Annotated in this window: 27 protein-coding genes and 1 tRNA gene; 15 read left to right on the forward strand and 13 right to left on the reverse strand. The window is 73.0% G+C overall.

All coding sequences use genetic code 11. The features are described from left to right. Positions 1–37: 37 nt before the first annotated feature. Positions 38–694, reverse strand: coding sequence for an HAD family hydrolase (locus tag BMW85_RS03520; protein ID WP_091076688.1), 657 nt, complete (start codon positions 692–694; stop codon positions 38–40). A gap of 157 nt (positions 695–851) precedes the next feature. Here BMW85_RS03520 and pdxR point away from each other — a divergent pair, with 157 nt between their 5' ends. The 4 genes from pdxR to BMW85_RS03540 all read left to right on the forward strand — a co-directional run bounded on the left by pdxR (position 852) and on the right by BMW85_RS03540 (position 5,291). Continuing rightward, entirely contained in the window at positions 852–2,258 is a 1,407-nt protein-coding gene (pdxR, locus tag BMW85_RS03525; protein WP_218155633.1) for a MocR-like pyridoxine biosynthesis transcription factor PdxR, read from the forward strand. A 61-nt stretch (positions 2,259–2,319) separates the two neighbouring features. Beyond that, the gene (locus tag BMW85_RS03530) at positions 2,320–3,228 is read left to right on the forward strand and encodes a phosphotriesterase family protein (RefSeq protein ID WP_091076690.1); all 909 of its coding nucleotides are present in this window, start codon (positions 2,320–2,322) and stop codon (positions 3,226–3,228) included. A gap of 405 nt (positions 3,229–3,633) precedes the next feature. Then, positions 3,634–4,617, forward strand: a complete 984-nt coding sequence (locus BMW85_RS03535) for a sensor histidine kinase (RefSeq protein WP_177240467.1) — start codon at positions 3,634–3,636, stop codon at positions 4,615–4,617. Further along, positions 4,614–5,291: a response regulator transcription factor gene (locus BMW85_RS03540; protein WP_091076694.1), complete on the forward strand. Its 678-nt coding sequence runs from the start codon at positions 4,614–4,616 to the stop codon at positions 5,289–5,291. Before BMW85_RS03535 ends, BMW85_RS03540 begins: the two co-directional genes overlap by 4 nt. Here the strand turns inward: BMW85_RS03540 and secY are convergent. Continuing rightward, a complete protein-coding gene (secY, locus tag BMW85_RS03545) occupies positions 5,272–6,582 on the reverse strand; it encodes a preprotein translocase subunit SecY (RefSeq protein WP_091077195.1) in 1,311 nt (436 codons plus the stop codon). The two genes, BMW85_RS03540 and secY, sit on opposite strands and share 20 nt — an antisense overlap. A 94-nt stretch (positions 6,583–6,676) precedes the next feature. Here secY and BMW85_RS03550 point away from each other — a divergent pair, with 94 nt between their 5' ends. Beyond that, the gene (locus tag BMW85_RS03550) at positions 6,677–7,267 is read left to right on the forward strand and encodes a P-loop nucleotide/nucleoside kinase family protein (RefSeq protein ID WP_091076697.1); all 591 of its coding nucleotides are present in this window, start codon (positions 6,677–6,679) and stop codon (positions 7,265–7,267) included. Here the strand turns inward: BMW85_RS03550 and BMW85_RS03555 are convergent. Beyond that, on the reverse strand, positions 7,252–8,031 hold the full coding sequence (locus BMW85_RS03555; protein ID WP_218155634.1) for a putative hydro-lyase: 780 nt from the start codon (positions 8,029–8,031) through the stop codon (positions 7,252–7,254). The genes BMW85_RS03550 and BMW85_RS03555 overlap by 16 nt on opposite strands. Before the next feature lie 86 nt (positions 8,032–8,117). Here BMW85_RS03555 and BMW85_RS03560 point away from each other — a divergent pair, with 86 nt between their 5' ends. Continuing rightward, positions 8,118–9,749, forward strand: a complete 1,632-nt coding sequence (locus BMW85_RS03560; RefSeq protein ID WP_245774586.1) for a sodium:solute symporter family protein — start codon at positions 8,118–8,120, stop codon at positions 9,747–9,749. Then, positions 9,746–9,907, forward strand: coding sequence for a hypothetical protein (locus BMW85_RS49210; protein WP_177240431.1), 162 nt, complete (start codon positions 9,746–9,748; stop codon positions 9,905–9,907). Before BMW85_RS03560 ends, BMW85_RS49210 begins: the two co-directional genes overlap by 4 nt. A gap of 31 nt (positions 9,908–9,938) precedes the next feature. On the opposite strand, the gene BMW85_RS03565 is transcribed toward BMW85_RS49210, so the two are convergent. Together BMW85_RS03565 and BMW85_RS03570 are read right to left on the reverse strand one after the other, a co-directional pair. Next, positions 9,939–10,175 carry a helix-turn-helix domain-containing protein gene (locus tag BMW85_RS03565; RefSeq protein ID WP_091076701.1) on the reverse strand — a complete coding sequence of 79 codons (237 nt, stop codon included), beginning with the start codon at positions 10,173–10,175 and terminating at the stop codon, positions 9,939–9,941. Then, complete coding sequence (locus BMW85_RS03570) at positions 10,172–10,399, reverse strand: DUF6158 family protein (protein ID WP_091076703.1); 228 nt, start codon at positions 10,397–10,399, stop codon at positions 10,172–10,174. The genes BMW85_RS03565 and BMW85_RS03570 overlap by 4 nt, the downstream gene beginning before the upstream one ends. A 96-nt stretch (positions 10,400–10,495) precedes the next feature. On the opposite strand from BMW85_RS03570, the gene BMW85_RS03575 reads away from it, so the two are divergent. Both BMW85_RS03575 and BMW85_RS03580 read left to right on the forward strand, forming a co-directional pair. Continuing rightward, positions 10,496–11,428, forward strand: a complete 933-nt coding sequence (locus BMW85_RS03575; RefSeq protein ID WP_091076706.1) for a LysR family transcriptional regulator — start codon at positions 10,496–10,498, stop codon at positions 11,426–11,428. Between the two features lie 196 nt (positions 11,429–11,624). After that, a tRNA-Ile gene (locus tag BMW85_RS03580) sits at positions 11,625–11,698 on the forward strand. A gap of 104 nt (positions 11,699–11,802) precedes the next feature. On the opposite strand, the gene BMW85_RS03585 is transcribed toward BMW85_RS03580, so the two are convergent. Then, positions 11,803–12,114, reverse strand: a complete 312-nt coding sequence (locus BMW85_RS03585) for a site-specific integrase (protein WP_342743377.1) — start codon at positions 12,112–12,114, stop codon at positions 11,803–11,805. 13 nt (positions 12,115–12,127) lie between these two features. Here BMW85_RS03585 and BMW85_RS03590 point away from each other — a divergent pair, with 13 nt between their 5' ends. Then, positions 12,128–12,325, forward strand: a complete 198-nt coding sequence (locus tag BMW85_RS03590; protein WP_091076709.1) for a hypothetical protein — start codon at positions 12,128–12,130, stop codon at positions 12,323–12,325. A gap of 4 nt (positions 12,326–12,329) precedes the next feature. On the opposite strand, the gene BMW85_RS03595 is transcribed toward BMW85_RS03590, so the two are convergent. Continuing rightward, the gene (locus BMW85_RS03595) at positions 12,330–13,550 is read right to left on the reverse strand and encodes an ROK family transcriptional regulator (RefSeq protein WP_091076710.1); all 1,221 of its coding nucleotides are present in this window, start codon (positions 13,548–13,550) and stop codon (positions 12,330–12,332) included. Between the two features lie 68 nt (positions 13,551–13,618). Here BMW85_RS03595 and BMW85_RS03600 point away from each other — a divergent pair, with 68 nt between their 5' ends. Genes BMW85_RS03600 through BMW85_RS03615 form a run of 4 tightly spaced genes read left to right on the forward strand, consistent with a single transcriptional unit; the run spans position 13,619 to position 16,672 of the window. Then, the gene (locus BMW85_RS03600; protein ID WP_091076713.1) at positions 13,619–14,806 is read left to right on the forward strand and encodes an MFS transporter; all 1,188 of its coding nucleotides are present in this window, start codon (positions 13,619–13,621) and stop codon (positions 14,804–14,806) included. Further along, the gene (locus tag BMW85_RS03605; RefSeq protein WP_091076714.1) at positions 14,803–15,126 is read left to right on the forward strand and encodes a hypothetical protein; all 324 of its coding nucleotides are present in this window, start codon (positions 14,803–14,805) and stop codon (positions 15,124–15,126) included. Before BMW85_RS03600 ends, BMW85_RS03605 begins: the two co-directional genes overlap by 4 nt. Further along, the gene (locus BMW85_RS03610; RefSeq protein WP_218155635.1) at positions 15,123–16,019 is read left to right on the forward strand and encodes an HAD-IIB family hydrolase; all 897 of its coding nucleotides are present in this window, start codon (positions 15,123–15,125) and stop codon (positions 16,017–16,019) included. The genes BMW85_RS03605 and BMW85_RS03610 overlap by 4 nt, the downstream gene beginning before the upstream one ends. A gap of 11 nt (positions 16,020–16,030) precedes the next feature. Continuing rightward, positions 16,031–16,672, forward strand: a complete 642-nt coding sequence (locus tag BMW85_RS03615) for an NAD(P)-dependent oxidoreductase (protein WP_218155636.1) — start codon at positions 16,031–16,033, stop codon at positions 16,670–16,672. 8 nt (positions 16,673–16,680) lie between these two features. Here the strand turns inward: BMW85_RS03615 and BMW85_RS03620 are convergent, their stop codons facing one another. After that, the gene (locus tag BMW85_RS03620) at positions 16,681–17,277 is read right to left on the reverse strand and encodes a DUF1707 SHOCT-like domain-containing protein (RefSeq protein ID WP_091076717.1); all 597 of its coding nucleotides are present in this window, start codon (positions 17,275–17,277) and stop codon (positions 16,681–16,683) included. Positions 17,278–17,458: 181 nt separating this feature from the next. On the opposite strand from BMW85_RS03620, the gene BMW85_RS03625 reads away from it, so the two are divergent. Beyond that, a complete protein-coding gene (locus BMW85_RS03625; RefSeq protein ID WP_091076720.1) occupies positions 17,459–18,604 on the forward strand; it encodes a mandelate racemase/muconate lactonizing enzyme family protein in 1,146 nt (381 codons plus the stop codon). Positions 18,605–18,655: 51 nt separating this feature from the next. Here the strand turns inward: BMW85_RS03625 and BMW85_RS03630 are convergent, their stop codons facing one another. Genes BMW85_RS03630 through BMW85_RS03650 form a run of 5 tightly spaced genes read right to left on the reverse strand, consistent with a single transcriptional unit; the run spans position 18,656 to position 23,893 of the window. Continuing rightward, complete coding sequence (locus tag BMW85_RS03630; protein WP_091076722.1) at positions 18,656–19,663, reverse strand: dihydrodipicolinate synthase family protein; 1,008 nt, start codon at positions 19,661–19,663, stop codon at positions 18,656–18,658. Position 19,664: 1 nt separating this feature from the next. Beyond that, complete coding sequence (locus BMW85_RS03635; RefSeq protein WP_091076724.1) at positions 19,665–20,690, reverse strand: NAD-dependent epimerase/dehydratase family protein; 1,026 nt, start codon at positions 20,688–20,690, stop codon at positions 19,665–19,667. Beyond that, positions 20,677–22,122 (reverse strand): beta-N-acetylhexosaminidase, encoded by a 1,446-nt coding sequence (locus tag BMW85_RS03640; RefSeq protein ID WP_091076727.1) that lies wholly within the window; start codon positions 22,120–22,122, stop codon positions 20,677–20,679. The genes BMW85_RS03635 and BMW85_RS03640 overlap by 14 nt, the downstream gene beginning before the upstream one ends. Next, positions 22,119–22,889, reverse strand: a complete 771-nt coding sequence (locus BMW85_RS03645; protein WP_091076729.1) for a sugar phosphate isomerase/epimerase family protein — start codon at positions 22,887–22,889, stop codon at positions 22,119–22,121. The genes BMW85_RS03640 and BMW85_RS03645 overlap by 4 nt, the downstream gene beginning before the upstream one ends. Then, a complete protein-coding gene (locus BMW85_RS03650) occupies positions 22,886–23,893 on the reverse strand; it encodes a Gfo/Idh/MocA family protein (RefSeq protein ID WP_091076731.1) in 1,008 nt (335 codons plus the stop codon). Before BMW85_RS03650 ends, BMW85_RS03645 begins: the two co-directional genes overlap by 4 nt. Between the last annotated feature and the right edge of the window lie 3 nt (positions 23,894–23,896).

The following is a 23,896-nucleotide window of genomic DNA, read 5'->3' on the forward strand; positions in this document are numbered from 1 at the left end:
GGCGGGGTGACCGAGGTGTGCATGTCCGTGGCCCCGTTCAACGGTCCTGGTCGAGGTGGTCGAGGATCTCGGTCAGGCGGGTGATCAGAGAAGTGGCTCCCGCGAGCCTGCGCGCAGGGGTGACGGCGGCGTAGCCGACGACGGGCATGCCGGCGGCTTTCGCGGCGCGGACGCCGTTGGGGCTGTCCTCGACGACCAGACAGTCGCGCGGGTCGGCGCCGAACGCGGCGGCGGCATGGAGGAAGAGGTCTGGGGCGGGTTTGCCGACGCCGCCGACGTCCTGTGCGCTGAAGACCACCCCGGACGGGAGCAGAGGGCGTAGGCCCGTCCGGTCAAGGGTGAGGTCGATCCAGGCGTGGTCGGAGGATGACGCCAGACAGTAGGGGAAGCCACGACGCCGCAGCTCGGTCAGGACGGTGGAAGCGCCCTGGACGGCGTCCAGTCCTTGTTTGAAGGCGGTGAACACGCGCTCGTGACAGCGTGCGGTGAAGTCGGCGGGGAGCGTGCCGCCGTATCGGTCGGCGACGACCGTGTGGACGGTGCGGGCGGCGTTGCCGAGGAAGTACCGGTAGGACTCTTCCAGGGTGAAGGGAAAGCCGAGTTCGGTCAGGTATTCGGACAGCACGCGGTGTGCGGTGGGTTCGCTGTCGACGAGGACGCCGTCGTTGTCGAAGATGACCAGCTGGGGTCTCACGGGTTCTCCGTTCGGGTGAACGTCAGGACGAGGGCGATCGCGGGGTACGCGGCGCCGAGGGCCGGTGCCGCCCTGGTGAGGCGGCCCGCGGCGGTCGTACCGTGGTCACCCGGACGACCCTAAGGACACCATTGGGCCGTCGGTAAGATCCAATTCTGTGGCGGATGAGTGGCCCAACTCCGGGATAGATCTGCATCTGGAACTGGACGTCGCAGAAGGGCTGCGGACAGGGCTGGAACGGGCGCTGCGTGAGGCGGTACGGTCGGGGCGCCTGGCGACCGGGACACGGCTGCCGGCGACCCGCAGGCTCGCGGAGGATCTGGGGCTGGCGCGGGGCACGGTGCGGGCGGCCTACGACCAGCTGATCGCCGAGGGATACCTGGCCGCGCGGCAGGGGTCGGGCACCGTGGTGGCGCTGCCCCCGCAGGCCGCGTCGATGCCCTCAGCCGCGCCGGCCGCTGTGGAGCAGCCGCGGCACGACCTGCGTCCGGGAGGCGCGGACGCGTCGGCGTTCCCGGTGGCGGCGTGGCTCGAGTCGTCGCGGCGCGCCCTGAGGTCGGCTCCGGCCGACGCCTTCGGCTACGGCGATCCGCGGGGTCGCCCGGAGTTGCGGGCCGCGCTGGCCGGATACCTGGGACGGGCGCGGGGCGTGTCGGCCCACCCGGACTCGATCGTGATCACCAACGGATACCTGCACGGGCTGACGCTGCTCGCCACGGTCATCGGCGGGACGTTCGCGATGGAGGACCCGGGTGTCCCGACGCACCGCGAGGCGGTCCGCCGCATCGGCGCACGGGTGATCCCGCTGCCGGTCGACGATCTCGGCGCCCGCACCGACCTTCTCACCGGCCTGGATGCGGACGCGGTGGAGGTCACCCCGGCCCACCAGTACCCGACCGGCCCACCCCTGCACCCCGACCGGCGGCGCGCCCTGCTGGACTGGGCGGGCCTGTCCGGCGGCCTGATCGTCGAGAACGACTACGACGCCGAGTTCCGCTATGACCGCAAGCCCGTCGGCGCCCTGCAGGGCGTCGCCCCCGACCACGTGGCCTACCTGGGCACGACGTCCAAGACGCTCGGCGCGGCGCTGCGGATCGGCTGGATGGTCCTGCCGCCCCGGCTGGTCGCCCCGGTCGCCGACGCCAGGCTGCACGCCGACCACCACACCGAGCACCTCGGCCAGTTGGCCCTGGCCGACCTGATCAACCGCCACGGCTACGACCGCCACATCCGCACGTCCCGCCAGCGGTACCTCCGCCGCCGGGACCAGCTCCGCCGCCGCCTCGCAGGCTTTCCGATAGCGTTGACCGGCATCGCCGCCGGCCTGCACGCCCTGGCCCTCCTCCCTCCGGGCGGCCCCTCCGAGTCCGACGTCCGGACCGCCGCGCAGGCCCACGGACTCGCCCTCGGCTACCTGTCGGAGCGCACCGAACTTCCCTGCACCCGCCAGGGCGTCATCATCGGCTACGGCCGTCCCCCCGACCACGCCTATGCCTCGGCCTTGGACGCCCTGACCGCGACCTTCGCCGGCGCCCAGCAGCTCGCCAAACATGTGAAACGGTAAAATTTGCCGCTGGACCGGCCCCTGATCAGCTCATTCCAGCAAAAATCGGTTAATGTCTGCTATGCCCGAAGTCCTGCTGCGAACCGTCACCGGTCCCGTCCGAGCCGCGGCCGTCACCGGCGCCGTCCTCCCCCACGAGCACCTGCGCACCGACCTGCGCTGGGGCGTGGGCGTCGACTCCGACCCGTACCGCTGGCTCGACGAGGAGCAGGCCGTCACCGCCGAACTGCGCGAGCTGCGCCAGTCCGACGAGCTCGGCCTCGTGGTGGACCTGACCTGCATGGGCATGGGCCGCGACGCCGCGTCCCTGGCCCGCGTCGCGGCGGGCGCCCGGGTGCCGGTGATCGCCTCGACCGGGCTGTTCGCCGAACCGTTCGCGGGTGTGCGCGAGGAAGGCGTCGAGGAGCTCACCCGGCGGCTCATGAACGAGATCTCCAGCGGCCTCGACGGCACCGGCGTCTTCCCCGGCGTCATCGGCGAGGTCGGCTCCTGGGGCCCCGAGCCCACGCCGCGCGAGGAGCGGTGCCTGATCGCCGCCGCCCACGCCGCCCTCCAGTCCCGGCTGCCCGTCGCCACGCACGGGCGCAACGCCCCGGCCCTGCTGGAGATCCTGATCGGCCGCGGCCTGCCGGCCGCGCGGGTGGCCGTCGGCTACGCCGGCACCGACCTGGGCGCCGCCCGCAAGATCGCCGAGGCGGGCGCGTACGTGAGCCTCGGCGCCCTCGGCCTCGGCGCCGACCAGGCGGCCAGGATCGCGCTCGCCCTCATCGAGGACGGCCACGCCGAACGCCTGCTCCTCAGCACGGGCCTCAGCCGGGTCGCCCAGCTGAGCAAGTACGACGGCCACGGGTACGCCCACCTGTTCCACTCCCTGCTGCCGCGCCTGCGCGAGGCGGGCACCGCCGAGGACACGATCCGCCTCGTCACCCGCGACAACCCCCTCCGCTGGCTGACCTCCGGCTCCGCCTGACCGCCGCGCTCCCAGCGTCCTTGTGCGCGTACGCGGCGGTCTCGGTCGCGTCGCGGGCCACTAGGATCTGGGCTACGCGAGCCTCGGGCCGGGTGGGGGATGGAGACTGAGCACACGCACGGGAACGTGCACGAGCACGGGAGCACACCCCTGCCCGCCTTCCTGCCCTCCGCCGACACCCGCCCCGGCGAAAGCGCCTACTTCCGCGGCGACCTCCGCCCCTGCGAAGAAGGCCACCTCCCAGGAGACGGCAGCCTCTTAGAAGACAGTCACCCTCCGAGGGATGGCCATCTGCCAGGAGACGGCAACCTCTCAGAGGACAGCCGTCCCTCAAGAGACGGCCACCTCCCAGAGGACAGCCGCTCTCCGAGAGACGGCCACCTTCTTAGGGGCGGCCACCTGGCAGTGGACGGTGGCGAAGCGGGCGAGGGGCGGGCCATGGCGGCCGGTGGTGGTGAGCGCGGCGGCGGGCGGGCTGGTGGGCGGTTGCGGGGGCCGTTGTCCGCGTTGGCGCGGTTGCGGCGGGCGGGTGACATCCCGGTCGTCGTGATGCTGGCGTGGGCGGGCTGGCTGGCCGTTCCTTGGTCCTTCTCCGGCCTCGCGCAGGCCAGGGCGGCGGCCGCTGCCGCCGCCGACGCCGAGCCGCCTCGCCTGGAAGCCCTCGCCGCCAGCGCCGCGCCCCCGTCCGCCGGTGTCGCGCGGGCCGCGTGGGGGCTCCCGGCCGTCTCCTTCCCGCACGTCCCGACCGTGCGCCCCGTGGCCCCCGCCCCGACGGAGGCCGCGGTCCTGCCGGACCGGGCGATCACCGCCGAGCGGGCGCGGATCGCCGGGGAGGTGCATGACGCCGCCGGCCACGGCCTGGCGGCGATCACCATGCAGGCGGGGCTCGCGCTCGTGACCCTCGACGACGACCCCGAGCAGGCACGGGCGTCCCTGCGGGCGATCAAGGAGACGAGCACGACGGCGCTGGCCCAGCTCCGCGCCGCGCTCGACGGCATCGACCCGCCCGCGGGCGACCTGGCGGCCCTGATCGACGGCGTACGCGCCGCGGGCCTGCCGGTGGACGTCGAGCCCGCCCACCTTCCCCTCCCCCCGCAGCTCCGGGACACCGTCTACCGGGTGGTCCGCGAATCCCTCACGAACGTGCTGCGCCACGCGGGCCCCACCCGCGCCCTGGTCCGGGTGAGCGACGCCCCCGCCGCGTACGTCCTGGAGGTGGCCGACCGCGGCCCCGGCGCCGGGCACGCCGTCGAGGGGCGCGGCCTGCGGGGCATGCGGGCCCGCGTCACCGAGGCGGGCGGCCACTTCACCGCCGGCGCCCGCGAGGGCGGCGGCTTCCAGGTGACGGCCCGCTTCCCCCACCCGCCGCCGGATCAGGGGCAGGCATGACCGGGCACGGGCCGGTCCCGGACATCCGGGTCGCGATCGCCGACGATCAGGCCGTGGTCCGGATGGGCCTGCGGGCGCTCCTGGAGCGGGAGCCGGGCATGGAGTGCGTCGGCGAGGCCGTGGACGGCGCGGCGGCCCTGGCCCTGGTCCGCAGGACGCGCCCCGATGTGCTGCTGCTCGACATCCGCATGCCCGGCATGGACGGCCTGGCGGCGCTGCGGGCGATGGCGGAGGACCCGGAGCTGCGCGGCACCAGGATCGTGGTCGTCACGACGTTCGCCGTCGACGAGTACGTCTTCGCCGCCCTCCAGGCCGGCGCCAGCGGCTTCGTGCTGAAGGACAGCGCCCCCGACGAGCTGGTCAACGCCGTACGGGTGGTCGCCGCCGGGGAGGCGCTGCTGTCCCCGGCGATCACCAGGAAGGTCATCGGCCTGTTCGCCCGGCACGGCACGGAGCCGGTCGAGGGCATCGCCACGCTCACCCCGCGCGAGCGGGAGCTGGCGGCCTGGGTGGCCACCGGCCGCTCGAACGAGGAGATCGCGAAGGAGCTGGTGATCAGCCCCGACACGGTCCGCACCCACGTCAGCCGGGCCATGGTGAAGCTGCGTGCCCGTGACCGGGCGCAGCTCGTCGTGTTCGCGATGCGCGCCGGGCTCACGCTGCCGCCGGCGTGACCGGCTTGCGCAGGAACCCCTCGTAGTCGCGCTGCTGGAGCTGGGCCTCGATCTGCTTGACGGTGTCCAGCCCGACCCCGACCATGATCAGCACGCTGGTCCCGCCGAACGGGAAGTTCTGCTGCGTGCCGGGGTCGCGCAGGATCGCGAACGCCACCAGCGGCAGCAGCGCGAGCACCGCCAGGTAGGCGGCTCCGGGCGCGGTCAGCCGGGACAGCACGTACGCCAGGTGCCGCGCCGTGGGCTTCCCCGGCCGCAGCCCCGGCACGAACCCGCCGTGCCGCCGGATCCCGTCGGCCACCTCGTCCGGGTTGAAGGTGATCGACACGTAGAAGTAGGCGAAGGCGGCGATGAGCAGCGCGTACGCGCTCATGTAGAGCGGGTGCGCCCCGGCGGCGAGGTTGCGCTCCACCCACGCCTGCGCCTGTCCGCCGAGCAGCGGCGCCGCCAGCGCGGGCAGGTAGAGCAGCGACGAGGTGAAGATGACCGGGACGATCCCCGCCTGGTTGACCTTGAGCGGGATGTACGAGCCGCCCCCGCCGTACGCCCGCCGCCCCACCGGCCGCGCGTACCGGATCGGGACCCGGCGCTGCGCCTGCTCGACGAAGATCACGGCCGCCACCAGGAACAGCCCGGCCACCACCATCACCACGGCCCCGGCCGGCGTCATCACGAAGATCTTCGACATGTACCCGGGGAAGACGGCCACGACCTGCGTGAACATCAGCAGCGACATGCCGTTCCCGACCCCCCGGCCGGTGATCAGCTCGCCCAGCCACATGACCACGCACGCCCCGGCCACCATAGTCACGACGAGGACGGCCGACGGCAGCAGCCCGTCGTCCCGCAGCAGCGGCCGGGGGCAGCCGGGCAGGAGTCCGCCGCCGCGGGCGAGCGCGACGACGGTGCCGGCGTTCAGCACGGCGAGGGCGACGGTCAGGTAGCGGGTGTACTGGGTCATCCGCGCCTGCCCGTTCTGTCCCTCCTTCCTGAGCGCCTCCAGGCGCGGCACGACCACGGCGAGCAGTTGCAGGACGATGCTGGCGGTGATGTACGGCATGACGCCGAGCGCGAACACCGACAGCTGCAGCATCGCGCCCCCGCTGAGCATCTGCGCCAGGTCGAACAGCCCTCCGGAGGCCGACCCGGCGCACGAGCGCACCACGACCACGTCCACCCCGGGCGCGGGCACCACCTGCCCCAGCCGGAACAGCACGATGATCGCGAGCGTGAACAGCAGCTTCCTGCGCAGCTCCGGAATCCGGAACGCCCTGGCGAAGACGGTCAGCATGGGCACCGAGTCTGTCCGCCGCGCCGGGGCCGGGTCGTCCGCCGGGACGAGGCTCCGGCGTACGCGAATCCGCGTATCCCGTAGGTTGATCCCCATGACCGCGGTGTGGGTGATCAGCGGGCCGCCGGGCGCGGGCAAGTCCACGGTGGCCGCCGAGCTGCTGGCCCGCCTGTCCCCCGTGCCCGCCCTGCTCGACAAGGACACCGTCTACGGCGACTTCGTGGCCGAGGTCCTGCGCGCGCACGGCCGTCCCGGCGGCGAGCGCGAGGGCCCCTGGTACGACGAGCACGTCAAGCGCTTCGAGTACGCGGGCCTGACCCGGCTGGCCCGCCAGATCCGCGGCCACGGCTGCCCGGTGCTGCTCGACGGCCCGTTCACCACGCAGGTGCACGACGCGGAGCGGTGGGCGGAGTGGGTGGCGGAGCTGGGCGGCGCGCCGGTGCGCCTGCTGTGGGTGCGTTCCGACGGCCGGACGCTGCGGGCCCGCCTCACGGCCCGCGGCCACGCCAGGGACGCGGGCAAGCTGGCGGACTTCGCCCGCTACCTGCGCGACATCCGCGTGGACGAGCCGCCGGTGGTGCCGCACCTGGAGATCGACAACCGGCGCGGCGCGCGGCCGATCGCCGACCAGCTCACCGCCGCGGGCATCCGTCAGCCGTCCGGTGATCGTCAGCCCACGCGGTAGTCGTCGTCCCGCGCGTCCAGGATCGCCATGTGGCCCGGCAGGTGGCCGATCGCGTACTCGACGCCGCTCGCCATGACCGCCGCCTGCGGCGTCACCCCGCACGCCCAGAACAGCGGCACCTCCCCCTCGCGCACCTCGGCCGCGTCGCCGAAGTCCGGCCGGGCGAGGTCGCCGATGCCGAGCCCGGCGGGGTCGCCCACGTGCACGGGCGCGCCGTGCACGCGCGGGTAGCGGCCGCTCACCTCGACGGCGGTCGCGACCAGGTCCTCGGGCACCGGCCGCATCGACACCACCAGCGGCCCCGACAGCCTGCCGGCCGACCGGCACGGGACGTTCGTGACGTACATCGGCACGTTCGTCCCCAGCTCCAGGTGCCGTACGGGCACCCCCGCCGCGAGCAGCGCCCGCTCGAAGGTGAAGCTGCAGCCGATGAGGAAGGGCACGAGGTCGTCACGCCACTCCGCCGTCACCTCGCCGAGGTCGGCGACCGCCCGGCCGTCCCGGTAGAGCCGGTAGCCCGGCAGGTCGGTACGCAGGTCGCCGCCGAACAGCGCGGTCGACCACGCGCCCGGCTCCCCCACGTCGAGCACCGGGCAGGCCCGCGGGTTGTGGTGGGCGAACAGCAGCAGGTCGTAACGGAGCGCCGCGGGCACGGCGATGAGGTTGGCCTGCGTCCAGCCCCGGCACCAGCCGGCGGTGGGCAGCCGCTCGCCGGCGCGGAAGCGCTCCCGCGCCCGAGCGGGGCTCAGATCGGCGACGTCCACCCTTCGACAGTAGGTCCGCCCTGGTCATGCGGTCCACCGCGCGGACGGGCGTGAGGCCCGTGTTTTCCGGGGTAGCGGGTCTCGCCGTGCGGCTCGATGTGAACCTCCTCGACTATGTGCTCATCGCCCTCTACTTCGTGACCGTGCTCGCCATCGGCATCGCGGCCCGCAAACGGATCAGCTCCAGCCTGGACTTCTTCCTGGCCGGGCGCGGCTTACCTGCGTGGATCACCGGCCTCGCCTTCGTCTCGGCCAACCTGGGCGCGATCGAGATCCTGGGCATGGCGGCCAACGGCGCGCAGTACGGCGCGATGACCGTGCACTACTACTGGATCGGCGCGGTCCCCGCGATGGTCTTCCTCGGCATCGTGATGATGCCCTTCTACTACCGCTCCAAGGTGCGCAGCGTCCCCGAGTTCCTGCGCAGGCGGTTCAACGGCGCGACGCAGCTGCTGAACGCGATCACGTTCGCGGTGGCGCAGATCCTCATCGCCGGGGTGAACCTGTACGCGCTGGCGCTGGTGATGGAGCTGCTGCTGGGCTGGCCGCTGCCGGTGTCGGTGGTGGTGTCGGCGGTGATCGTGCTGTCGTACATCACCCTGGGCGGCCTCTCCTCGGCCATCTACAACGAGGTGCTGCAGTTCTTCGTCATCCTCGCCGGGCTGATCCCCCTCACCGTGCTCGGCCTGATCAAGGTGGGCGGGATCAGCGGGCTGGCCGACAAGATCCGCCAGGGCCCGCTCGGCGAGCCCGGCCTGCACACCTGGGCCGACACCGCCGGCCAGAACCCGATGCAGGCGCACTGGATCGGCATCGTGTTCGGGCTCGGCTTCGTGCTGTCGTTCGGCTACTGGACCACGAACTTCGCCGAGATCCAGCGAGCCCTGTCGGCCAGGAACACGAACGCGGCCCGGCTTACGCCGATCGTGGCCGCGTTCCCGAAGATCTTCATCCCGCTGGTGACGGTGCTGCCCGGCATGATCGCGCTGGTGCTCTTCAGCGACCTCGGCAAGGGGCAGGCGTACAACTACTCGATCCCGCTGCTCATGCGCGACCTGCTGCCGAACGGCGTGCTCGGGATCGCGGTGACCGGGCTGCTGGCCTCGTTCATGGCGGGCATGGCGGCCAACATCAGCGGCTTCAACACCGTCTTCGCCAACGACATCTGGGCGGCGCACGTACGTCCCGGCCGCGACGACCGGCACTACCTCAAGGTGGGCAGGATCGCGACCGTGGCCGGCGTCGCGCTCGGCGTCGGGACGGCGTTCATCGCGGCCGGCTACTCCAACATCATGAACTACCTGCAGGCGCTGTTCTCGTTCTTCAACGCGCCGCTGTTCGCCACGTTCCTCGTCGGCCTGTTCTGGCGGCGGATGACGCCGTGGGCCGGTTTCTGGGGGCTGCTGGCAGGGACGCTGGCGGCGTTCGCGTCGTACGTGCTCTACAAGGCCGGGGTGATCGACTTCGGCACCGAGCTGAACGCCAGCTTCTGGGGCGCGGGCATCGCCTTCGTCGTGGACGTGCTGGTGTCCGTGGTGGTCACGCTGGTCACCACGCAGAAACCGGAGGAGGAGCTGCGCGGGCTGGTGTGGGGGCTCAGCGCGGTGGACCTGGAGGACGACGCGCTGGCCGGTGACCGCAAGTGGTACCGGTCGCCGGTCGTGCTGGGCGTGGGCGCGGTCGTGCTGGCCGCCGTGATGTACGGGGTGATTCTGTGAGCGACATCCGCATGGTGATCGGCGGGCTGTTCCTGGTCTACGGCGTGATCCTGATCGTCGCCGGCGTGGTGGGCGAGGCGGTGAACCTCTGGACCGGGCTGGCCATGGCCGTCTTCGGCGGGCTGTTCGTGGCCTGGGCCCGCGCCCGCCGCATCTGAACGGGCCCGGGCCTCTCGCGGCTGGTCGACGTCAGTACTCGACCTCGAACGTGTGGGGCCCCAACCCGTAGCCGTCGCCCCTCGGGACGACGTACCCCTGCTCGATGAGCGTCGCCAGGCTCTCCCGCAGCTCGTCCTCCTCCAGGCCGGAGGTGTGCACCAGCGTGTCGAGCCGGGCTCCGCCGGTCTCGACCGCTTGGGAGGCGACGGCCTCGTACACGTGGATGTCGACGTCGGACAGCTCCTGGACGTCGTGGCCCTCGGTCATGACCGCTGCCTCGCTCCCTCGCGCAGCCGCTCCGGATCCACCTCCCGGTCCGGATACCTGCGCAGGTACTCGGACTCCAGCTCGTTCGTACGGGAGGTGTGGCGGGACAGGGCGTCGTCGGAGCCGTGGAAGAACGTGTCGCTCCGGGTGAGGTGGAGCTGGCGCAGCTCGCGGATCAGGTCGTCGTCTCCGAGCTGGGCCGGATCTATTCCCATGGTCGTCATGGGGTCCCCTCTACCCCGGAGTCCTCCGACAATATCTGTCACAATTCCTGACATTTAGGCATTGTCTGTAAGATGCCGCCGCTTTACCTTCCCGTTATGGACCTCGAGCTCCGGCACCTCAGGATCGTCCGCGCGGTCGCGGACGCGGGAAGCGTGAGCAAGGCCGCGTTGACGCTCGGGCTGGCACAACCGGCCCTGACCGCCCAGCTCAAGCGCATCGAGAGGGTGCTCGGCGGCGCCCTGTTCGAGCGCGACCGCCACGGCGCCCGGCCCACGAGGCTCGGCGAACTCGTACTCGCCCGCGCGCGAGTGCTCCTCCCGGCGGCCAAGGAACTGCAGGACGAGGCCGTACGCTTCGCCCACGCCCCCACCCCCGGCTACCGCATCGGCGCCACGAACGGCCCCATCCTCGGCGGGCTGGTGGACCGGCTGGCGGCGGAGCGGCCCGTCTCGACGTACACGTCCTGGTCGAGCCACGAGCTGACCAGCATGGTCGAGCTCGGCCGCCTCGACTACGTACTGACCGGCGCCTGCGGCGACTCCGGCACCCCCACCGGCTCGCTCGTCTGGGACACCATCAGCCTCGACCCCGTCTTCTGCCTCGTCTCCGAGAACCACCCCGCCGCCAAAGAGAAGGAGGTGGAGCTGTCCGACCTCGCCGACGAGCACTGGGCGGGGACGCCGGGGGACGGCTGCTTCGCCGACTGCTTCGCGATGGCCTGCGCCCGCGCCGGCTTCACCCCAGGAACGATCTACGAGACGGACGTGCCGACCTGCACCCACCTGGCGCAGGTGGGCCGCGCCGTCGTCCTCTGCCAGGCCACCCACCAGCCCGCGCAGGGCCTGGTCATGGTGCCGCTGGCCGGCGCCCCGCTGCGCTGGCGGCAACTCCTCGGCCGCCACCCGACGGCGGCGGACGCCGCATGGGTCCTCACCCAGGCCAAGGAGGCCCACCGGGACGCCATAGGCCGCAGCCCTACGTACAACGACTGGCTCACCCGCAACCCCGCCTACGGCACCACCCCCTGACCCCGTAGCACCCGACCTGCACTTCAGCCCTCCCCGATGATCGCCACCGCCCCCGGAACATGGAAAGATGTCCGCGGAGACCCCTCTCCCACCGGCTCAGGGCACCCACAACCGGTCCTGATGCTCTAGCCTTAGCCATGCACCAGGCTCAGCATGATCCACTCAGGACCACGCAACAGCCACACAACTGAATCCAGGGGCGGTAGCTCAGCCGGTCAGAGCATCGGACTCATAATCCGTGGGTCGTGGGTTCAAGTCCCACCCGCCCTACTCTTCTCATCACCGCGTCCCTGGCTTGAGCAGGGGTTTCGCGGGAATCTGGGTTACGCAGACAGGCAGCAGGAAGCAGCCGGGGTCCTTTGCCTTCCTCGCGCTCACTGCGACAGGGCCTCCAAGATCCGGCCGTTGGCGACCTCCCGCTGTCCGTCGATGCACTTGGCGTACACCTTGAGCAGCACATCCACCCCGTGCCCGGCGCGCTCGGCGGCTTCCGGGGCATGGACGCCGGCGTTGAGCCAGAGCGACACGGCGGCGTGCCGCAGGTCGTACGGCCGGGCAGCCAGCGGGGACACGACCTGATCGGGAGTGAGGGCGAAGGCCCGCGCCGCCTTCCACACCTTGGAGATGGTCGAGCCTGAGAAGACCTCACCGGTTCGAGTGCGGAACAGCCGGCCATCGTCCGCCACGCCGTGCTGTTCGATGGCTGAGCGGGCCGGGGGCGTCACGGTCGTCCCCACGGAGCCGGGCTCGTACGGGGTGTTCTACCAGCGGTTGCGTACGGCGCTGTGGGAGGGCGGGCCGCTGACGGTCGATCCGCACTCGACCGTCCCGGCCCTGGAGGTGATCGACGCCGCCGTGCGGTCGGCCCGGTCCCGCGTGGTGATCGCACTTTCGTGAGCGTTCACTGAGGCGGGCCGAACAGTTCGTCGTGGGCGTGGTCCAGAGCCGTCAGGACCGCCCCCGCGAGCACGGCGTTGTCGACGACCTCGCTGACCCGGATGCTCAGCGGGATCGGGCTCAGCCGGCCGACGGCGGCGGCGACCCTGGCGGCGAGCGCGGGACCGCCCGCCCTGCCGATCTCGCCGCCGAGCACCACGCAGCCGGGGTCCAGGACCACGCACAACGCCAGTACGCCGTCCGCGATCGTGGCGGCCAGCTCGTCGAGGAAGGGCTGACCGTCCCCCGCCGCCCGCGCCACCACCTCGGCGGCGGCCTGGACCGCGTCGCCGGAGGGCACGTCGAGCCCGTGCCGGCGGGCCAGCTCGCGAACGGGTTCCGCCCCCGCCAGCCCGTGCAGGCCGGGCAGCCGCTCCTGGAGGGCAGGCCGCTCCTCCAGAGACAGCCGCTCCCTGGCGGAGGCGCCGCCGGAACGGTCGGGCACGGCCAGGAAGCCGACCTCCCCGGCCCCGCCCGACTCCCCCCGGCGCAGCCGCCCGTCCAGCAGCAGGCCCGCGCCGACGCCGTGCCCCAGCCAGAGCAGGGCGAAGGTCTCCCGGTCTCGCGCGACCCCGAGCCGGTGCTCGGCGATGGCCGCCAGGTTCACCTCGTTCTCCACCAGCACGGTGGCGCGGAAGGCGGACCTCAGCGCGGCCACCATCTCCGCGTGCCACTCGGGCGGCCAGCCGGTGGAGCGCAGCGCGCCCGTGCCGGGGTCCACCACGCCGGGCGCGCCGACGGCGATGGTGTGCGGGTCCTGGTCGAAGGACTCCAGGGAGGTCCGCCGCACGACCTGTACGACGTCGGCGATGAACCCGCCCAGGTCACCGGTGCCGGCCAAGGGGAGCCTGCGGTCGGGCAGCCGGTTGCCCGCCAGGTCGGCGGCGCCTATGGAGACCGAGTCCGTCCTGGCGTCCACCCCGATGACGTGCGCGCGCCCGGCCTGTAGCTGGTAGAGGCGGGCGTTGGGGCCGGGCTGCACCGCGTCGGAGGCGCCGCGTACCTCGATCAGGCCGTCGTCCTGGAGGCGGGCGAGCAGGTCGGAGATGGTCGCCCGCGACAGGCCGGTGAGTTTCCTGACCTGGGCGGCCGTCATCGAGCCCTGCCGGTGCAGCAGGTCGAGGACGAGCCGGTTGTTGATGGTCCTGGCGGTGCGGGGGCTCGCACTCGCCTTCTCCGTTTTCATGGGGTCTGCCGCCTCTTCCCGGATGGCTCTATTTGTTCGGCTAGTAGCCTGATAAATTCCAGTCTGTCATGAATGAGATCTCCCGGGGCCGCGCGGCCGTCACCATGATCTTCGCCGTCCACGGCGCCGCGCTGGGCGCGTTCGCCACGCGGATCCCGTGGATCCGGGACCAGCTCGAACTCGACCCGGTCGCCCTGGGCGCCGCCCTGGTGGCGCCGGCGATCTCCGCCTGCTTCACGATGCCCATGTCCGGGCGGGTCACCCGATGGCTGGGCAGCCGCCGGGCCATCACGCTCATGTCCGTCCTCTTCAGCCTCGCCCTGATACCGCCCGTCCTGGCCACCTCCCTGCCGCTGCTGTGGCTGGCGCTGCTCGCGTACGGCGCCGCGACCGGCATCGCCGACGTGGCCATGAACGCGGGCGGCGTCGATGTCGAGCGGCGCCACGGACGCTCCATCATGTCCGGCCTGCACGGTTCGTGGAGCGTCGGCGGGCTGTTCGGGTCCGGTCTCGGCGCGCTGGCCACCTGGGCGGGGATGGACGCGCGGCTGCACCTGACGCTGATGGCGGCGCTGCTGGTGGCGGTGTCGATCGCCAGTGGCCGCCACCTCCTGGACGTACGGCCGCCCGCCAGGGAGGCGACCGCCACCGGCGGGTTCGTCTGGCCGGCCCGCGCAGCCATGGCGATCGGCCTGGTCGGCTTCTGCGCCCAGTTCGCCCAGGGGGCGGCGGGCAACTGGAGCGCGATCTACCTGGAGGACATCGCCGGGGCGTCGGCGGGCATCGCGGCGGCCAGCTTCACGGCCTTCAGCTGCACGATGGGGATCGTCCGGTTCTGCGGTGACAGGCTGGTCGGGCGCTGGGGCACCGAACGGGTGATCCGCTACTCGGGCGCGGTCTCCGTCGCCGGCGGGCTGCTGATCGTCATGGGGCGCGACCCCGCGCCGGCCATCGCCGGATTCGCGCTGCTGGGCATCGGCATCGCCGTCGTCGTCCCGCTCGCGTTCGCCTCGGCCGGTCACCACGGCGACGAGCCGAACCGCTCCATCGCCGGCGTCGCGACCGTCACCTATCTGTCCAATCTCGTCGCACCCGCGGCCGTGGGCGCGATCGCCGGGGCGACCTCGCTGGAGACGGCCTTCCTGCTGGTCACTCTCCTCCTGGGCTGCGTCGTCGCGGGCGCCAGGGCCTTCCGCGCTCCGGCGTCCGCCACGCACGGCGAGGCCCACACCACGGCGGAGCGGAGAAGCGCGTGAAGGGCCGGGCGACGGCGGCGGAGGCGGAGGACCGCGTGCAGGGCACGGGCTCGCCGCAGGAGCGCATCCGCGAGGAGTCCCCGCACGGCCGCACCCCGCGCCCCGGACGCCCGTCCTTCGTGGTACGTCCCGGCTCCGACGTCTACGTGCCGGCCTTCGACGTGCGCGCGGACGCCTGCACCGCGGCCCAGGTACGGCTGGGCGGCGACGTGCTCGACGGCCGCACCGTGCCCCTCTCCCCCTCCGACCCGGACACCGCGGCGGCGCAGATCGCACACGCCGGCCGGCTGCTCGGGCAGGCGGCGGAGCTGACCCGATGAGAGCGGGCCCCGCGAAAGCCGGCCCCGCGGAGGACGATCCCGCGGCGTCCGATCCCGCGGCGTACGATCCGATGGCGGGCGACCGGCCCCGGCTGGTCGCCACCGACCTCGACGGCACGCTGGTCAGGAGCGACGGCACGATCTCGGCCCGCACCGTCGCCGCCGTCAGGCGCGTGCTGAGCCAGGGCGCGGAGGTCGTCTTCGTGACCGGCCGCCCGCCCCGCAAGATGACCGACATCAGCCGGGTCTTCGGCGCGCGGGGACTGGCCATCTGCTCCAACGGCGCGCTGGTCCACGATCTGGCCACGCGCCGCCCGGTCATCGAACGGCTCATCGATCCCGCCACCCTCACCGAGGCCGCCGCCCGGCTGCGCGCGGCCGTACCCGGCATCGGCCTGGCCGTCGAGTACGCCACGGAGCTGGCCTCCGACGAGCGGTACGAGCCGTGGGAGTGGGACGCCGACGTGACGCTCCAGCGCCTGCCGGACGCCGAACTGCTGGCCAGGCCCGCCCCGAAACTGCTCGGCCGCCACGACCGGCTGCCGGCGGACCGCCTGGTCGAGCTGGCCGCGCCACACCTCGGCGACCTCGTCACCGTCTACCACTCCAACGGCCTGCGCCTCGTCGAGGCCATCGCCAAGGAGACGAGCAAGGCCACCGCGCTCGCGCACCTGGCCGCCGGGCTGGGCATCCACGCCGCCGACGTGGTGGCCTTCGGCGACATGCCCAACGACCTGCCCATGCTGCGCTGGGCCGGGCGCTCGTACGGGATGGCGAACGCCCACCCCAGTGTCCTGGCCGGCGTCACCAGCGTGATCGGCCGCAACGACGACGACGGGGTCGCGAAGGTGCTGGAACAGCTCTTCCCTCTCACAGCCACCCCCACCCCATGAAGGAGTGCGCGTTGAGCGAGCTCGACCACCTGGTACGCACCCGCATGCTTCCTGGCGCCTGCCGTTTCGGGATGACCAGGGTGTGGCGGGGACGGGTGTTCGGGCTGCTGTCCTTCGGCGCCATCGCCCGGCTCATCGCCGAACGAGCCAGAGCGTTCGGCGTCGAGGTCTGGGCGCACGACCCGTTCCTCGACGAGTCCGAGATCCGGGCGCACCAGGTGCGGCCAGTGTCCTTCGACCGCCTGGTGGAAGGCGCCGACTTCCTCGTGATCCAGGCGCCGCTCACCCCCGAGACCCACCACGCCTTCGACCGTACGACGCTCCGCAGGATGAAGCCGACCGCCGTCCTCATCAACACCGGTCGTGGCCCGATCGTGGAGGACGCGGCGCTCTACCAGGCGCTCGCCGAGGGATGGATCGCCGGCGCGGCGCTGGACGACCTGGAGGACGAGCCCGCGAAGCAGCGCGACTGGCGCCCCCGCAACCCCCTGTTCACCCTGCCCAACGTGATCATCACCCCCCATGCCGCCTACTACTCCGAGCAGTCCGTCACCACCGTGCGGCGCATCGCCGCAGAAGAGGCCGTACGGGTCCTGACCGGGCAACGTGCCCATAGCCCGGTCAACGACGTGACGGCCGGGGGCTCCGGGTGAGCCCGGACTCAACGTCCCTGAAGGCGCCGCTGCTTGCGGCGTTCCCAGCTGTTGGGGTGCCGGATGACCACCCCTCCCGCGCCGCCGGTGCCGGACAGGCGGATCAGCGGCGTCCTGGGGAGGCGCTGCGGCGTGGTCTTGTCCTTGAAACCCCCGAGGCCCCCCTCCATGCGGGACGTCTCCGCGGCCCAGCCGTCGGGGATGATGATCGTGACGCCGGCCATCTGACCTTCCGCCTCGATCTGGATCTCGGGCAGCCGGCATTCGGTCTCGGTGAAGTCGAGTTTGACGGCGCCCATGCCGCCGTACACGAGGATGCGCCCCGGCACGTCCCAGCGTCCCGAACGGGTCACGCCGTGCATGCCGCCCTTGAGGACCAGCGGCTCCTGGTTCACCGGGACGTCCGGCGGCAGATCGGCGGTGAGAGGCGCCAGGTCGGCGTACGTCTTGGCGTTCAACGCCAGCTCCAGCCGCGCGTCCAGCTCGCTGAGGTCGAGCCGGCCCTCGGCCGCCGCCGTGTTCAGCCGTTCCACCACCGCTTCGCGCTCGTCGTGCGAGACGCGCCACGCATCGCGGCGGACTGGTTCCGGAAGCCCTTCGTTCATGGGCCCAATGATAGGGAGACTTGGCGGGAGCAGAGCCGTCCGCCTGGGAGTCAGGGCTGCGAGCAGGTGCGGAAAGCGGGCGCATGAATTCATTCCGCTAATTCATGAATTATTTCCGGCGTGCTAGATTCAGGACGCTGGAAATATTCAAAGAGCATGAATTCCTGCCGCTTGGAGAAACATGGAATCGCTGGTCGTCGAGCGGATTGATGTATTCGTCGTGGAACTGCCGTCCATCCGGTCGTTCAGCATCTCCGGTGGAAAAGTCACCACTGAGGGAAAGCCCGCCGAACGGGTTCTCGTCAAGGTGACGGCCGGCGGGGTGACCGGCTGGGGAGAGGCGACGCCGACCCCCGCCTGGACCTACGAGACCGTGGAGTCGATCTCGACGACGATCGCCCGCTATCTCGCTCCCGCCCTGGTCGGACGCCCCGCGTGGGACCTGGACGGCGCCTGCGCGGTCTACGAGAAGGTGATCAACAGGGGGTTGACGATCGGGTCGCCCATCGCCAAGTCCGCGCTCGACATCGCGCTGCACGACCTGCTCGGCCGGGCGCTCGGCGTCTCCGTCGGCTTGCTGTGGGGGCAGCGCCGCCTCGACCGGATCACGCTCGGCTGGATCGTGGCCGGCCAGACGGCCGACGAGGTACGGCGGGCGGTCGAGGAAGGGCAGGCGAACGGCTACGGCGCGTACAAGGTCAAGGTGGGCCTGCACGACGAGGCGACGGACCTGTCCGTCGTCGCGGCGGTCAGGGAGGCCGCCCCGGACGCGCCCCTCTGGGTGGACGCGAACCAGGCCTACACGGTGGACGGCGCGCTGCGCATGGCGCGGCGGCTCGCGGACCTGAACGTGTCGGCGTTCGAGCAGCCGCTGCCCGCCAACGACGTCACAGGGCTGCGCCGGCTGCGCGACCACAGCCCGCTGCCGGTGGCGCTGGACGAGAGCCTGCGTCATCCGTCCGACCTGGCCACGTTCGTGAAGCTCGACGCCGTGGACATCGCCATCGCCAAGGTGCAGCGGTCGGGCGGCCTCACGCTCTCCCGCCGGTTGTGCCAGCTCGCCGAGGACGCCGGGCTGCGCATCATGGGGTCGGGGCTGACGGACACCGACCTGGGGTTCGCCGCCTCGCTGCACCTGTTCGCCGCCTTCGGCGTGGACACCCCGGTCGATCTCAACGGCCGCCAGTTCGTGCACTCGGCGTACGTCGGCGGCGAGACGGTGAAGGTCACCGCCGGGACGGCCCTGGTGCCCACCGGGCCCGGCCTCGGCGTCGAGGTGGACGAGGACGCCGTCCGCGCCCTGTCCACGGCCCACTGGACCATTTGACCACGAGCCCGGGCGGGGAATGTTCCCCGCCCGGGCTCGCCGGCCGAAGAGTCAGCGGAGCCAGTCGTCCAGGTGCGCGGCGACGAAGTCGTCGTCCACCAGCCACGGGTACGCCGCGCGCACCCGCGCGATCTCCGCGGCCTGCCCCGGCGACAGCCCCTCGTCCGGGTCGAGGCACCACGTGCCGGCCAGGAGCCCTTGGCCGCGCAGCACCTCGTGCACCCCGGCGATGCAGCCGTGGAAGCCGCCCGCCACGTCGAACACCGCGCCGTTGGCGTCGGTGAGGTCGGCGGCGCGGGCCAGCAGGGACCGCAGGACGTCGTCGTCCCCGGCCCAGGCCCGGCGCACCTCCTCGAACATGAGCACCGCCGCCCGCGTCCACACCGCCCACTGGCCGAGGAGCCCGCCGACGACGCGGCGGCCCGCTATGGGGGTGAGCAGGTCGGCCAGGATGTTGTCGTCGTTGCCGGTGTAGAGCGCGATGTCGTCGCCCCGCCCCGACGCCGCCACCGCGTTGACCACGTCGACGGTGCGGTACCGGTCGAAGGGCGCCATCTTGATCGCCACCACCGGCTCCTGCTCGCTCAGCGACCTCCAGAACGACGGGCTGAGCCGCTGCCCGCCCACCGCCTCCTGGAGGTAGAAGCCGACCACCGGCAGCACTTCGCCCACCGCCCTGGCGCGTGCCAGCAGCTCCGGCTCGCCCGCGCCCGGCACGTTCGGCGACAGCAGCACCGCGTGGTAGCCCAGCGAGGCCGCGAGCTCGGCCTCCGCCACGGCCTGCGCGGTGTCGCCGCACGCCCCCGCGACCAGGACGAAGGGCCGCCCGGCCTCCTTGGCCACGACCTCGGCGGCGATCTCCAGCACCGGCCGCAGCAGCCCCGCCTCGCGGATGGCGAACTGCGTCGTGTGCACCGCCACGGCCACGCCGCCCGCTCCCGAGGCGAGGTAGTAGCGGGTGAGCGCGCGCTGGCGGCGCTCGTCGAGCGTGCGTCCGCCGGTCAGCGCCAGGGGGTGGGCGGGGATGACCGTGCCCTCCCGCAGCAGGTCGAGCGACATCTCAGAACCTCCCGTCGCGTACCGCGAACTTGGTCGGCTTGCCCGACAGGGGCAGCCCGCGCGACAACCAGTCGGCCTGCCAGCTGATCAGCGTGTCCAGCGGCACGTCCGGGTAGCCGAACAGGCCGTGGCAGGCCGAGGCGTCGCTGAGCAGCGCGGTGCCGCTCTCGCTGCCGGCGAAGGACGCCTCGGTCCCCATGGCGGCCGCCAGCCGGCTCGCCGTGCGGCGGACCGACGCGGTCTCCGGCCCGGTCAGGTTGATCGTGAACGGCTCCGGGGCACGCGCGTGCCGCAACGAGCGCAGCGCGACCTCGTTGGCGTATCCCTGCCACACGACGTTGACGTGCCCGGTGGTGACGTCGACCGGCTCGCCGGCCGCCACCGTGACCGCGAGGTCGGCGAGCACGCCGTAGCGCAGGTCCACCGCGTAGTTGAGGCGCAGGATCGAGACCCGGGTGCCGTACGCGGCGGCGGCGTGCTCGAAGACGCGTTCCCTGCCGAGGCAGCTCATCGCGTACTCGCCGACCGGTTCCGGCCGGTCGTCCTCGGCGCTGCCGCCGGAGACCACGTCCACCAGCGGGTACACGTTGCCGGTGGAGAACACCGCGACCGACGAGTCCCGGTAGCGCCGGGCCACGGCGGCCGGCAGCGCCGCGTTGACCGCCCACGCCTGGTACGGCGCGGCCGACGTGCCGAACTTGGCCCCCACCATGAACACGACGTTCGCCGCGTCGGGCAGCCCGTCGAGGTCGTCGCCGGCGCTCAGGTCGTGGGCGACCACGTCCACGCCCTCCTCCGCCAGCGCCCGGGCCGCGCGGCCGTCGGACCAGCGGGACACGGCGTACACCCGGGCCGAGCCCCGGCCCGCCGCGTCCAGCGCGCGCCTGGCCAGCCGGACCAGGCTCGGCCCCATCTTGCCGCCCGCGCCGAGCACGACGAGGTCGCCGTCCAGCGCGCCGGCGTCGGCGACCAGCGCGGCCGAGGGGGTGGCCAGCCGGTCGTCGAGCTCCCGTTCAGAGGTGAACACGTGCCGCTCCTTGGTCGTACGGCCGCCGGTACGCCACACCCAGCCGGTCGAGGAGCGGCAGGTGGGCGGTCAGCCGCCGGGTGAAGTCTCCGAGGTCCCGGCCGGAGGACCAGGCCGCCTCGGCGACGGCGCACAGCCGGGGGAAGGCGTTGTAGTCGAGGCGCTCCTTCGTGGGCAGGTACTCGCCCCAGAGCTGCGCCTGCATGCCGAGGACGGCGTCGCCCGCGTCGAACCCGTACACGGTCTCCAGCGGCAGCGGGCCCGAGATGCTGACCGGCTCGCCGGGGGCGTCGGACTCGGCGTAGTCGAGGTAGGTGTGCGTGTGCGGGGCGGCGATGACGTCGTGGCCCGCCCGCGCCGCCGCCTCGATCCGGTCCACGCCCCGCCACGCCATGATCACCATGTCCTCCGGCGGGTCGTGGTCGAGCATGTCGTCCCAGGCCACGGCGCGGCGGCCGAGCCCGCGCAGGTGATCGGCGAGCAGCCGGCCCCACCAGCCGAGCAGCGCCTGCGGCCCGTCGAGCCCGGCGCTCGCCACCCGCCGCGCCGCCTCCGGGCTGGTCGCCCACGCGTCGCCGCGGACCTCGTCCCCGCCGATGTGCACGTACGTGGAGGGGAAGACGTCGCTCAGCTCGTCGAGCACGTCGCGGGCGAAATCGGCGGCGCGGTCGCTCACGTTGAGCACCTGCGAGGAGATGCCCCACGAGGTCCGCACCGTGACGGGCTCCGCGGACGGGTGTCCGAGCCACGGATAAGCCGCGATGGCGGCCTGCGAGTGCCCGGGGAACTCGATCTCGGGGACCACGGTCACCCCGCGCGCCGCGGCGTACTCCACCAGGTCGCGCAGCTCCCGCTGGGTGTAGAAGCCGCCGTGCGGGGTGCCGTCGGACCTGCCCTCCCGCGCGTGCCCGGCCGGGGACTCGGCGCGCCGGGCCCCGATCTCGGTCAGGCTCGGGTGCGCGCGCACCTCGAACCGCCAGCCCTGGTCGTCGGTGAGATGCAGGTGCAGGACGTTGAACTTGTGCAGCGCCAGCAGGTCGACGTACGAGCGCAGGAACGACACCGGCCGCCACCAGCGGGCCACGTCGATCATCACGCCGCGCCAGGCGTACCTGGGCACGTCGCGGACGGTGCCGCAGGGCACGCCGCCGGGCGCGTCGAGCTGGCGCAGCGTCTGCACGCCCCAGCCGAGCCCGGCGGCGCCCGCCGCGGCGATCACCGCCCGGTCCGGGGTGACGGTGAGGGTGTACCCTTCCGGGCCGAGCGACGGATCGGCCACGAGGCCGAGCACGACCTCGCCGGGGCCCTCGCCGCGCGCGTCCAGGCCGAGCAGCTCCCGTGCGAGGCCGGCGTGCGGGCCGCTCACCCGGGTGCCCGGGCCCAGCGGGAACCGCCCCTGGTCCGTACGCGCCGATGCGACCAGCGGGATCATCGCCCGAGCACCTTGCGGAAGGAGGTCAGGGCCTCGCCGATCGGCGGCGCGTCGGGATACCAGGCGCGCTCCCACTCCAGCGCCAGGTAGCCGGCGTACCCGAGGCGGCCGAGCTCGGCGAGCACGCCGGGCACCCCCACCGCGCCCTCGCCGGGCAGCACCGGCGCCAGGTCGGTCGGCGAGGCCGCGTCCTTGATCTGCACGTGCCGCAGGTACGGCGCCAGCGCGTCCGCGGTCGCGGCGGCGCTCTCGCCCGCCCGCCACGGGTTGACCACGTCCCACAGCGCGCCCACGCGCGGTGAGCCGACCCCGGCCAGCACGCCGGCGATCGCCTCGCCCGTCAGGAACACGTCGTGCGTCTCCAGCAGCACGTCCACGCCGTTGTCGGGCAGCCGCCCGGCCACGTCCGCGAGCCTCCGAGTCGCGGCGGCGGCCGGGTCGTCCTGCCCTTCGACACCGCCGAAGACCCGCACGTACGGCGAGCCGAGCGCTTCGGCGATCTCGACGTGGCGCAGCACCTCGGCCACCGGGTCACCGTCCGGCCTGGCCACGCGGGTGTAGGAGCACACGGCGACGATCTCGATCCCGGCGCCCGCGAACGTCCGGGCGATCGAGCGCAGCTCGCCTGCGGGGGTGTCCGGCGCGACGATCTCGCCTTCTGCGCAGCGCAGCTCGACGGCGGCGCAGCCGTACCGGGAGGCGGTGGCGATGACCTCCTCGGCCGGGGCGCCCGGCATGCCGAGCGTGCTGAACGCGAGCGGGTTCATGACTGTCCCTTCACGGTGACGGTGGAGCCCAGGCGGGCGGAGTCGTAGACGGCCAGGGCGACGTCGAGGACCGACAGGGCGTACTCGGCGGTGACCTCGGGGGCGGTACGGGCGGCGCAGGCGCGCGCGAAGTCGGCGAGCTGCGCGGCGAACGCCGTGGCCATCTCCCCGCTGCCGGGCGCGGCGACCTGGGTGGCCACGCCGCCGCGGAAGGACCAGACGCCCTCGCCGCGGCTGATGCGCAGCGCGCCCTCGCCGCACACGATCTCGGCCTCGTCGGTGAACGGCAGGCCGGTCCCGGTGACGGAGATCGTCGAACGGGTGCCGTCGGCGTGCCGGGCCAGGGCGACCGCCTCGGTCTCCACCGACCCACCGGCGGGCCCGGCGACGTGCGCGGTGACCTCGACGATCGGCGAGCCGACGAGCATCTGCAGCTTGTCGATGCTGTGGGTGCCGACGTTGAGCACGATGCCGCCGCCCGCCATGCCGGGGTCGAGGAACCAGCGGGGGCGCGAGGGGTCGCCGTAGTCGGCGGTGCGACGTTCGGAGGCCACCACGACCTGGCCCAGCTCGCCCGAGGCGAGGAACCCGGCCGCGGCGCGCAGCATCGGCACGAAGCGCAGGACGTGCCCGACGGCGAACACGACGCCGGCCGCGCGGCACGCCTCGATCATGCGGAGGGCGTCCTCACGCGTGGTGGCGATCGGTTTCTCCACGAGCACGTGCAGCCCGGCCGCGGCGGCGTCGAGGGTGATCGGGGCGTGCAGCGCGTGCGGGACGGTGATCACGACCGCGTCGAGGCCGCCGGCGTCGATCATCGACCGGTGGTCGGTGAAGACGCGGGCGCCGGCTTCGGCGGCCAGCTTCTCGGCCGCCTCGGCCCGTACGTCGCACACCGCGGTGACCTTCACCTGCCCGGCGCTCTGGCGGGCGGCGGCCACGTGGAACTCCGCGATGGTTCCCGCGCCGATGACGCCCAGGCGCAGCCCGGATGTTGTGGTCACGAT

The organism is Nonomuraea wenchangensis, from assembly GCF_900111685.1.
Taxonomy (GTDB): domain Bacteria; phylum Actinomycetota; class Actinomycetes; order Streptosporangiales; family Streptosporangiaceae; genus Nonomuraea; species Nonomuraea wenchangensis.